The 11,520-nt window shown below is 50.3% G+C and carries 9 protein-coding genes; all 9 read right to left on the bottom strand.

Going from position 1 to position 11,520, the window contains the following annotated elements:
• Positions 1–22 precede the first annotated feature (22 nt).
• The 9 genes from ftsW to asnS all read right to left on the bottom strand — a co-directional run bounded on the left by ftsW (position 23) and on the right by asnS (position 11,355).
• Positions 23–1,195: a putative lipid II flippase FtsW gene (gene ftsW / locus PPG34_RS13365; protein WP_313833909.1), complete on the bottom strand. Its 1,173-nt coding sequence runs from the start codon at positions 1,193–1,195 to the stop codon at positions 23–25.
• Between the two features lie 15 nt (positions 1,196–1,210).
• Positions 1,211–2,632, bottom strand: coding sequence for a UDP-N-acetylmuramoyl-L-alanine--D-glutamate ligase (gene murD / locus PPG34_RS13360; protein WP_313833908.1), 1,422 nt, complete (start codon positions 2,630–2,632; stop codon positions 1,211–1,213).
• Between the two features lie 55 nt (positions 2,633–2,687).
• Positions 2,688–3,764 (bottom strand): phospho-N-acetylmuramoyl-pentapeptide-transferase, encoded by a 1,077-nt coding sequence (gene mraY / locus PPG34_RS13355; protein ID WP_313833907.1) that lies wholly within the window; start codon positions 3,762–3,764, stop codon positions 2,688–2,690.
• 5 nt (positions 3,765–3,769) lie between these two features.
• Positions 3,770–5,230 carry a UDP-N-acetylmuramoyl-tripeptide--D-alanyl-D-alanine ligase gene (locus PPG34_RS13350; RefSeq protein ID WP_313833906.1) on the bottom strand — a complete coding sequence of 487 codons (1,461 nt, stop codon included), beginning with the start codon at positions 5,228–5,230 and terminating at the stop codon, positions 3,770–3,772.
• A gap of 2 nt (positions 5,231–5,232) precedes the next feature.
• Positions 5,233–6,765, bottom strand: coding sequence for a UDP-N-acetylmuramoyl-L-alanyl-D-glutamate--2,6-diaminopimelate ligase (locus tag PPG34_RS13345; RefSeq protein WP_313833905.1), 1,533 nt, complete (start codon positions 6,763–6,765; stop codon positions 5,233–5,235).
• Positions 6,762–8,540: a peptidoglycan D,D-transpeptidase FtsI family protein gene (locus PPG34_RS13340; protein WP_313833904.1), complete on the bottom strand. Its 1,779-nt coding sequence runs from the start codon at positions 8,538–8,540 to the stop codon at positions 6,762–6,764. Before PPG34_RS13340 ends, PPG34_RS13345 begins: the two co-directional genes overlap by 4 nt.
• A complete protein-coding gene (locus PPG34_RS13335; protein ID WP_313833903.1) occupies positions 8,540–8,878 on the bottom strand; it encodes a cell division protein FtsL in 339 nt (112 codons plus the stop codon). Before PPG34_RS13335 ends, PPG34_RS13340 begins: the two co-directional genes overlap by 1 nt.
• The gene (rsmH, locus tag PPG34_RS13330; RefSeq protein WP_313833902.1) at positions 8,875–9,831 is read right to left on the bottom strand and encodes a 16S rRNA (cytosine(1402)-N(4))-methyltransferase RsmH; all 957 of its coding nucleotides are present in this window, start codon (positions 9,829–9,831) and stop codon (positions 8,875–8,877) included. The genes PPG34_RS13335 and rsmH overlap by 4 nt, the downstream gene beginning before the upstream one ends.
• Positions 9,832–10,059: 228 nt before the next feature.
• Positions 10,060–11,355: an asparagine--tRNA ligase gene (gene asnS / locus PPG34_RS13325; protein WP_313833901.1), complete on the bottom strand. Its 1,296-nt coding sequence runs from the start codon at positions 11,353–11,355 to the stop codon at positions 10,060–10,062.
• Between the last annotated feature and the right edge of the window lie 165 nt (positions 11,356–11,520).

The following is an 11,520-nucleotide window of genomic DNA, read 5'->3' as shown; positions in this document are numbered from 1 at the left end:
TTTTCGCATTGAGTCCATTATTTTATACGACACGATGCCCTGAATCCTCTCGTGAAATACTCAACAGTATTCCAATCGCAACGAGAGTGATGACCAAGGAAGATCCACCATAACTCACTAAAGGTAACGTGAGGCCTTTGGTTGGCAGCAATCCAGAAACCACTCCCGCATTAATAAGCACCTGTATCCCCAGCAAGAGAGTCACTCCACTGGCCAAATGCCGCCCAAAAGCATCCGGAGCCCGCCCGGCAATGCGAAAACCTTGAACCAACAGAACCGCAAATAATACCATGAGCAACCCTGTCCCCAAGAAACCCAACTCTTCTCCCACCAATGCCAACACAAAATCCGAATGAGCTTCGGGTAAGAAGAAAAGTTTTTGTCGGCCATCACCAAGACCGACACCCGCCAAACCCCCATTGCCCAACGCCACAAACGATTGGGTAAGCTGAAATCCGGCATCATGCGGATCTTGCCAGGGATCAAGAAAACTCATGAGCCGCCTGCGTCGGTAATCGGATTCCATGATCAATAGATAGGCCACAGGCAAGGCGCTCAGGATTAAGCCACCTAAATGCGTGAGGCGAGCACCACCAAGAAAGAGCAGACCAAAAAGGATCGAAACCAACACCACGGCCGTCCCCATATCCGGCTCCAGCAAGGCCAGACCGGCTAGGCCTCCCACAACAATGACCGGAGCCAACACCCCACGAGAAAAACTGCTGATCTCGTCTTCTCTTCTCACAAGAAATGACGCGAGATAAAGGACCACCGACAATTTAGCGAGTTCGCCAGGCTGAAACGACAACCCCGCTATCCGAAACCAACGTCGGGCCCCGTTCACCTCTGCGCCCACTGAAGGAATGAGGACCAACACCATACATCCAATCGTCAGGCATAACACAATGGGCGTCATGGACTTCCACATGTCGTAATCCTGACGCGAGACCCAATGCAGCGCCAACAGACCAAGCACAATCCACGCCGCCTGCCGTTTGAGAAAAAACATGGAATCCCCATACCGGGATTCGGCCATCACTCCGCTTGCGCTAAATACCATTATGAGCCCGATTAGCAACAACAGATAGGTGATTAACAGCACCGTCCGGTCAACTGGCGCAAACATTCCCCGTCTAGCGGAACTCGATTTCCACCCCAACGACAATTGCAACGCGCTTCCTCGACCAGATCTCATAAGCGAATATCTCCGTCATGCAGGCAAAGCATTCACAAGATCTCGAAATTGTTGACCACGGTCGAGATAATCACGAAACATGTCAAAACTTGCACAGGCCGGTGAAAGCAGCACGACATCACCCGACACCGCTAGGTGTGACGCTAGTTCCACGGCCTGCGACAATGACTGGGCTTGACGAATATCTCCAATTCCCATTATGGCCTTGGCAATCGACTCTGAGGCTTCGCCAATAAGCACAATGGATTTTGCATGCTGCTGCAACGCCTCACGAAGTTGAGTAAAGTCACTCCCCTTATCTTTCCCTCCTAGGATGATCACGACCGGTTGAGTGAAACTTTCCAACGCTTTAATGGTGGCATCAACATTCGTTCCTTTGGAATCATTCACGAACATCACGCCTTGTCTCTTCCTGACGAGTTCCAGCGCATGTTCCCGGCCCCGATAGGTTCCCACGGCGCGACGAATGGTGGAAATCGGACATTCACACAGCAACCCCACGGCGACGGCGGCTAACACATTTGCGACATTGTGCGCACCAAGCAGTTGGATTTCCTCAATAGGCATGATGGGATAGGTTTGGCCACTCATCGATGCCATGATCAAGGGATCATTCAGAAACACTCCATTAGGCAAACGTTCCTTCATGCTGAACCCCACGCTCAGGGCTTGGATAGACTCGTGCAACGGCAGGAGCTGGTTGTCGTCAACATTCAATACTGCAAAGTCATCAGCAGTTTGATTCTCAAAAATTCTACCTTTGGCTGCGATATAGTCAGCAAAGGAGGCATGGCGATCCAAATGATCTGGCGTCACATTCAAGATCACTGCGACGTGGGGACAAAAGCGGTCAATCGTTTCCAATTGAAAGCTAGACACTTCGACCACAGCCAAATCGTAAGGAGCGGGGCCACCCGCATGGTTGGCTTCATGGCGGAACATGGTCAAGGCCGCTTCACTCAGCGGTGTTCCTAAATTGCCGCCAACAAAGGCCTGACGTCCACTTTCTTCAAAGATTCTCCCAAGAAGGGATACCGTGGTACTTTTTCCATTTGTCCCCGTGACCGCCACAAGAGGAATCGAGAGGAACCAGGAAGCCAACTCTATTTCACTAATGACCGGCACGCCCTTAATCCTGGCTTGATTGATCGCCTCAAGTGAAGGAGGAACACCAGGACTCAACACGACACATTCCGCAGGCTGAATCCCCTCAGCAAAACGGTTTCCCCCAAAAATTTGAGTGTTGAGATGTTGGAGAGGACTTGCAAGATCAACGAGTTCTGATTCCGGCTTCTGATCAACCAAACGCACCTGAGCGCCAACGGCATCCAGAAGTCGCGCCGCCGCCAGGCCGCTTTTTCCAAGACCCACGACCGCCACGACTTTTCCGCGCAAGTCATTAATCATGGCTTGCTGGCGATCCGACATTGCGACCATCGCTAACGAGTCCTTCTGCTTTGAATCGAACGCAATTGTTGATAATGGCATACAATTAACGAAGCTTTAATGTGCTGAGACTCAGCAGACTCAACAAAATTGCCACAATCCATAACCGCACCACGACCTTGGGCTCCTCCCACCCCTTCATCTCAAAATGGTGATGTAGCGGAGCCATGAGAAAAATTCGTTTCCCTCGCGACTTAAATGAGGCCACTTGAAAAATGACGGAGACGGCTTCCATGACAAACACTCCGCCCACAAGAATCAAGAGCAACTCATGTTTGCTCACTACCGCGACCGTGCCCAAGGCCGCGCCCAACGGGAGCGAGCCGACATCCCCCATAAAAACTGAAGCAGGGTACGTATTGAACCAGAGAAACCCCAAACTGGAGCCAAAGACCGCAGCCATGAGCACCGACAATTCACCCGCCCCCTCGATGTAAGGGATTAAGAGATATTCAGAGACCACCCGGTTTCCAGCGGCATAAGACACCACCAAATAGGCAATCGATGCGACAATCACCGGCCCTACTGCAAGACCATCCAGACCATCGGTAAGGTTCACGGCATTGGAACATCCCACAATCACGAGAATCGCGAACGGAATGTAAAAGGGTCCCAAATCCGGGGTGAAGGATTTAAAAAACGGGACGCTTAATTCCGTGGAATAGCCCGGGGAAGAATAAAAGAACAGTCCAATGCCCAACGCAACCCCAATTTGTGCGAGCAGCTTTTGCCAAGCGTTCAGCCCCATGGATCGACCACGCAAAATCTTGACATAGTCGTCTACAAACCCCACCAGGCCAAACCCTACGATAGAAAGCATGACGAGCCACACATAAAGATTGGTCACATCCGCCCAAAGAAACGTGGAAATCAGCACCGCAAAAATGATGAGAATTCCTCCCATGGTCGGTGTACCGGTTTTGGTGAGGTGACTACTCGGTCCTTCTTCCCGGATCTTCTGACCCAAGCCCAATTCCTGCAGTTTTCGAATCATGGGCGGAGCCAACACAAACGCAATGATGAACGCCGTGACAGCCGCATAAATGATGCGGAAACTGAGGTACCGAAAAACATTAAAAATCGCGAATTCCGTATGAAGTGGATAGAGCCAAAGATAGAGCATATGTGTTAATCGTGCTTTCTACGACGACGTTTATTAATGACGTTCTTTTTTAGGGAAAACCCTTCAAGCACCTTTTCCAACTGCATTCCTCTCGAAGCCTTGAGCAAGATCACAGCACCTGGATGTGCAGTCTCTTTCAGAAGAGCAGCCGCCTTGGTTGGAGTACCGGCTCGAAATATCGAAGCCGCCTTCATGCCTCGAAGCTTCGCACCTCGAGCGATTTCCTCTCCCAGATCCCCACACACGAACAAAGATGAAATCCCTTGATCGGCAATAAATGCTCCCACGTCTCGATGCATTGCCCGTGCACCCTTTCCTAACTCTAACATGTCACCCACCACGGCCATGGTGTGGCGTCCACGACCCAACTCCTTGAGTAAAGTAATGGCGGCTTTCATGGAAGCAGGATTGGCATTGTAGCAGTCTTCGATAATTGTCAGACCATGCACCGATTTGATTTGAGAACGCATCGCAGCTGGACGAAATTTCTCCAGGCCAGAGGCAATGTGTTTCATGGACAGCCCAAGAATCCGACCGACCGCAACCGCGGCCATGGCATTTGCAACATTGTGATGGCCATGTACATTCAACGCCAAATTATGGGAATGCTTTTTCCCTCGTAGATGCACACGACACATTGTGCACGCTCCCTTGGCTTGAACATGGCTTGCCCACACATGAGCACTCCGGCTCAAACCAAATGACATTTCCCGACTTCGCACTTGCGATTGTAAAAATTTATAAAAGTGATCATCGGCATTCAGCACCACCGCGCCATCATGAGGCAACCACGTTAGGAGTTCCGCCTTGGCCCGTGCAGAACCCTCCACACTGCCAAAAAACTCTAAGTGATCCGGACCGATATTCGTAATCACTCCAATTGTTGGCATAGCGATCTCGCAGAGTCTACTGGTTTGCCCTTCCGCATCCACGCCCATTTCCACGACCGCGACCTGATGACGTTTCGTGAGTCGAAGCAGCGTGTGCGGCACCCCTAATCGATTGTTAAAGTTTCCTTCCGTCTTCAAGATTGTCCATCGCTCACGGAGCGTACTGGCCACCATTTCTTTCGTCGTGGTTTTTCCGTTACTCCCGGTTATGGCCACCACAGGAATCTGAAATCGCTTCCGGTGAAATGAGGCAACATCTTGATAGGCTCTGGTGGTATCACGAACACCCACCACAAACGGAAGATTTCTGTCGGAAGAAGATGAGGCCTTTTTTACCACAGACAACGCCCTCTTTCCGTGAGCCTCTCTTACCATCACGCCTTTTGCTCCCAAACCAACGACGTGTTTCACAAATTGATGACCATCAAAGGTTTCACCTTGTAGTGCTACGAACAGATCCCCCTCACGCACCTTTCGAGAATCCGTACATATTCGACGGACTCGGGCTTGCAGCGACCCCGCCATCAATCTACCCCCAGTCGCCGACAAGATTTCCTCCGCGGAAAATGACGCCACGTTTACTTTCCTGCCCACTCACCAGTTTTTGCGCGACTGCCCAAGGCATCTCTTGCCACTTCTCGATCATCAAAGTGGAAACGCTCGGTGCCAATGATTTGATAATCTTCATGCCCCTTTCCTGCGATGAGCACCATATCGTGCGGTGCAGCTTCCTGAATGGCCACCTGAATGGCTACGCGTCGATCAGTGATCAGACGGTAGTCACTTCGCTGTGATTCAGGGAGTGCCAAAATACCTTGCTCAATATCTTGGATAATGGTTGACGGATCTTCAGTTCGGGGATTATCGGAGGTCACGAACACAAGATCGCTACCCTGAACGGCCACCGCCCCCATCTTTGGACGCTTGCCACGATCACGATCTCCTCCACAGCCAAAAACCGTAATGATTCGTCCTTTTTTCAGCACTTGCGCGGCAGCCAACAGCCGAGCCAAAGCATCTTCCGTATGGGCATAGTCCACCACGACCGCAATGTCGTAACCTTCACTGACGACTTCGAACCGGCCAGGCACCGCACGGAAAGTCCTAATACCTTGTTGAATCATTTCCAATGACATTCCACATTCCACACCGATACCAATGGCAGCTAATAAATTGTACACATTATGTTCGCCAACCAATGAACTGTGAATAGGCAACGAACCAATGGGAGTCACTGCGGTAAACGTTGTCCCATCAATAGATAAGGAAAGATCTGTCGCGGAAAGATCCGCGGAGTGACGGATAGAGTAACTCCATACGGGAACGGCACATTGCTGAAGAATACGCTGACCCCATTCATCATCAATATTCACAATGGCCCGTTTTGGCGAGGATTTTGTCTTCGGAAGAACATATTCCTGAAAGAGACGCAACTTAGCCTGGAAGTAATCATGCATATCGCGGTGAAAATCCAAATGGTCTTGCGTCAAATTGGTAAAGACCACGATATCGAACTCGCACCCGGCCACACGGTCCAGCGCTAGCGCATGGGAGGACACTTCCAGGACAGCCGTATCCGCCCCTCCTTTCACCATCTGACTCAGGAGAGACTGCAACGCCACAGCCCCAGGCGTGGTATGACTGGCTGAAAAATGTTCTGCCCCAATGAAATAGCCCACCGTACCAAGTAGACCAACTTTTCGCGCTGACGCTTCTAATAATCCTTTGGCCACATGCGTGACCGTGGTTTTCCCATTCGTCCCAGTCACCCCTATCATGGTTAATGCGCAGGAAGGTTCACTCCAAAACCGCGACGCCACCGATCCCAAGGCCGTACGCGTATCTGTCACTTCAACAATGGCGGGCAGCCGCCCTTCAAATGCAGCCAACTTTGCTTTCGAAAACGGCGCTTCCACTAAAAGGCCGGTCGCACCTTGAGCGCAGGCTTGGTCGAGGAACTCATGCCCATCCACTTGAGTTCCTTTGACTGCCACAAAAAATGTTCCCGGCTTTACCTGACGGGAATCTTCCGTCACGTTCACCACCTCCACATTGAGATCGCCCTCTTGGCTCACAACGTCGAGTGTCATAATCAAATCAGCGAGCGTCATTCTTCGCTATACACCGCCCCAATCATGGGAGCGCTGAAATTTTCTGCTGCGGCCACCTGGATTCCAATGGTCCGTTGAGGAGGAACTTTCAAATGACGCAGCACTTGCGCTCCCACCTCCCGGAACACGGGAGCAGCCACAGCCCCACCCCATCCACGACCTTGCGGTTCATCAATCACCACCAACATGACAAAGCGAGGATCCTCGGCTGGGGCGAATCCTACAAATGACGATACGGATTTACTCGAAGAATAGGCTCTTGTTTCCGGATCAACTTTCTGTGCCGTACCAGTTTTCCCTGCGACACGATATCCATGAATCGCCGCTTGGCTTCCGGTTCCTTGTTCTACGACATTTTCCAATAACGTCGTGAGGGTTTGGGCTGCCTGAGGACCAATGGGATGCCGACGAATCTCCGGCTCCCGAGTCCATACGCTTCCCCCTTGGGTGGTACGAATACGCTCTACAATATAAGGCTTCATAAGGGCCCCACCATTGGCAATGGCCGCCACGGCGGTCACCAACTGAAGCGGCGTCACGGCAATTTCCTGTCCCATGGCCATCGAGGGTAATGTCCGCCCACTCCATTGTTCGGTCTTACTCAAAATTCCTACCGATTCCCCTGGCAAATCGATTCCAGTCTTTTCTCCGAATCCAAATCCCCGAAGATATCGATACAGACGATCTTTTCCCAATTCCAAGGCGATTTTTGCTGCCGCCACGTTACTGGACTCCTGAATCGCCTCTCGAAACGTCACCCAACCAGCCTTCTTGTGATCATGAATTACGGTCCCGCTAATGGAGACCTTGCCATCTCCCGCATAAATCAGGGAGTCAGGCTTCATTAAATTTTCTTCTAGCGCTGCCGCCGCCAGCATGATTTTCATGGTGGAGCCGGGCTCATAGGGATCCGTCACAGCGCGATTCCTCCACTGTTCCGGCGACACGGCAGCCACATGATTGGGATCGAACGTGGGGCGTAGGGTCCAGGCTAAAATCCCTCCCGTCTTGGGATCCATCACAATGATTGAGCCACCACGCGCATTCGTTTTTTCGACCGCGGTCTCCAGCGCCTGCTCAGCCATAAACTGAATGACTTCATCTATTGTCAGATGAATCGTATTTCCAGAAAGACTATCACCCTCTTGTTGGTTCTCGGGAAAAATGAGCCTCCCAAAGGCATCCCGATGCAACAACACTTTTCGAGCTTGGCCTTGAAGATAATGTTCGTATCCAACCTCTAGTCCTTCCAATCCCTGACTATCTATCCCTGCGAACCCCAAAACATGCGCCAAGAGCGTACCTTTGGGGTAAAACCGTCGCTTCTCCTTCACCATATTGATTCCTGGAATAGACAGGGCCTCCACTTGGGTCGCATATTCCGAATCAATTTTCCGCTTGACCCATACGAACTCGCGATTGCCCCGCAAACGCTCCTCCAATTCTCGACGTGGCACTTCCAGAATTTTGGATAACCGATTGGCCGCCAACCTTGGATTTTTCACAGACACCGGAGAAGCATAGACCGAGGGTACATCCAAATTGAGCGCCAAGGCTCGCCCCTGACGATCAAAAATCGCACCACGGTTAGAATCCAGGGTCACCATTTTATGATGCTGATTATTGGCTCTCTTGGTCATGGTCTCTGCTTGCAAAATATGGAGATCAAACAGCCGAAGCAAAATGACCAAAAACCCAAAGAGAAACATCACACACACCACAGCACGTCTACCAGAAAATGAATGTTCATCAGGTCTTTGATCCTCAAACAGCATTAATGTGCCTCCCCAATAAGATCTTGCCGTGCGACCCGAAGTGGCTCTGTCTTTTGCTCGGGCATCTTGTGAAATCCCCCAGCCACAAGAATGACCTGACCGGGGGCTGGTGCTCTCATGTTCAACTGACGTGACGCCTCCTGGGCAATGCGATCCATCGCTGTCAATTGCGAAAAGACAATTTGCAGGCGATCATGTTCTTGCTCTAGGGCCAACTTCTGTTTGGACAATTGATCGAGTTCATAACCAACCCGCACGACATCAGCCTTACCCCACACGTAAAAAAGAAAGGTGGAACTCAACGCAATGATCAGGAAACCCCATTGCATCATTTTCATTGCGGATGCCCCTTTTCTTGAATCGCTGGCCCCTCTGAAATTTTTTCTACCACCCGCAACTTTGCGCTCCTGGAACGAGGGTTCTTCTTCCGCTCTTCCAACGATGCCACACAAGGTTTCTTGGTGAGAATCTTTACCTTTGCTTGAGAGGGTTGCGAGAGGGCACGAAAGGTATATTTCACAAGCCGATCTTCCAATGAGTGAAAGGAGATCACACAAACCCGACCTCCAGGAACAAGCCGATCCACAGCATTGTGCAAGGCCGGGGTAATCGCAGCCAATTCATTGTTGACGGCAATCCGGAGAGCCTGAAACGTTCGTGTCGCCGGATGCAACCGACCATGGCGATACGCAGGCGGTACAGATTTCTGAATTACGGATGCCAATTCGGATGTGGTACGAAGTGGAGACAATGTCCGTTGACGGACAATTCCCCTGGCAATTCGTCGCGAGAGCCTCTCTTCCCCAAACTCATAAATCACATTCGCCAACTCTTCTTCCGGCAAGGTGTTCACAAGTTCTCCAGCTGTAAGAGATTGAGAAGGATCCATTCGCATGTCTATAGGCCCCTCATGCTGAAAACTAAAACCTCTGTCGGGTTCAGCGAGTTGCGCAGACGAAATGCCAAGGTCAAAAAGGAACCCGTCAACCTGGCTGATTCCCAGAGTATCCAGAATCGAACTGAGATCTCGAAAGTTCCCATGGCAAAATGAAACATTCGAGAAATGTGGGCGGAGTGCTTCACGAGCCGATTCAATCGCATGCGGATCCTGATCAATGGCAATTAGATGGGCCTCAGGTCCGCAGGCCTGAAGAATCCGGCGTGCAGTCCCTCCCAGACCAAGTGTACAATCTACGTAACATCCATGAGGCTTTGGCTGTAACCAGTAGACAATCTCATCGCCTAAAACAGGGACATGACCATGGATTTCCAGATCACCTCCACCACTCATCCATTCCTTCCCACTTCTACCCACATAATGGCCAGTATAGCGCTATTCCTATTCTTGTCAAGCAAAATCAATCACTTAGTTAAGGCATAAATATTGATTGGGTATCTGCATTGACCACGACATATTGTGGTTTTAAATTTTAGGAATTCCACAAGAAGGGAAACCAAAATTTAATAAGAGAATCTGAAAACTAGGAGGGAAAGAAAAAAACTATGAGATTACGTAAATCTATGGATATAACCGTGAAAGCATCCTCGGGAAAGGAATCGTCTCCCGGACATGATCAAGACCACAGATCCATGCAACCGCTCGTTCAATACCCATTCCAAACCCTGCATGGGGCACTGAACCGTACCGACGTAAATCTAAATACCACCGAAACGCCTCTTCGGAAAGTTTATGCTCTTTAAGGCGAGACACCAAAACCTGATAATTATGAATCCGCTGCCCCCCACCAATAATTTCACCATACCCCTCTGGTGCTAGCACATCCATGCACAAAGCCAAATCAGGCCGTTGCGGATCTGGCTCCATATAAAATGCCTTAATGCTAGAGGGATACCGATGCACGATAAGTGGTTTCTGAAATTCATTGGATAGCATCGTCTCATCCTCAGCCCCAAAATCCCCACCATGTTGGATAGGCGATCCACATTTTTGAAGACATTCGATGGCCTCTTGGTACGTAAGCCTTGGGAACGGGGGAATGATGGCCTCCAATTTTGACACATCACGTTCCAATACCTTGAGCTCTTCCTGCCGCTTCTCCAACACGCGCTGAACGATCGTGACCAAAAAAGCTTCGGCCAATTCCATGACATCTGGCAATTCTGCAAAAGCCACTTCCGGTTCGACCATCCAAAACTCCATCAAGTGCCGACGCGTTTTGGATTTCTCGGCCCGAAAGGTCGGACCAAAGCAATACACTTTTCCAAAGGCCGCTGCTGCCGCCTCCCCGTACAATTGCCCACTCTGAGCCAAATACGCTGTTTCTTCGAAATACTGAGTTTGAAATAATGTAGTGGTCCCCTCACAAGCATTGGGAGTAAAGATAGGAGTATCGATTAACACAAAGTCACGATCATCAAAAAAGTCTCGACAGGCTTTTACAATTTCATGACGAATCTTAAGAATAGCATGTTGTCGGCTAGACCGAAGCCACAGATGGCGATGATCCATTAAAAACCCAACACCATGCTCCTTCGGTTGGATAGGATATGTTTCAGCGATGTGGAAAATATTAAATTGGGAGACATCCAATTCATAACCACCAGGAGCACGAGCATCAGCACGAAGCCTACCTGTCACACTTAATGAAGATTCTTGGACAAGCTGCGCCGCAGACTCAAATTGCTCAGGCCCAAGAGTCGATTTGCTTAACACGGCTTGAATCTCACCGGATCCATCACGAAGGGTGATGAATTGGATTTTCCCACTAGAGCGTCGATGCCGAACCCATCCACGAATTTGGACTTCTTGGTCATTAAACTGGGAAACTTGCGATAGAGAAATGATAGGTGGCATGGCCAATCGCAACAGGTGAAACGCAGGAATGATAAAGGAATTAACAGGCTATTCTTACTTTCGCATCCTACGCTACGAAACCTCTGGCGAGAATGCAAGAGCCTAACAATTGTCCCCTCAATGATTACCCCCTGACGAAAACTGTTTTCTTCGTACGCCCCTATC

Source organism: Candidatus Nitronereus thalassa, assembly GCF_032191465.1.
GTDB classification, from domain to species: domain Bacteria; phylum Nitrospirota; class Nitrospiria; order Nitrospirales; family UBA8639; genus Nitronereus; species Nitronereus thalassa.
The sequence above is the reverse complement of the archived record's forward strand: the minus strand, read 5'-3'. Positions and strand labels throughout refer to the sequence as shown.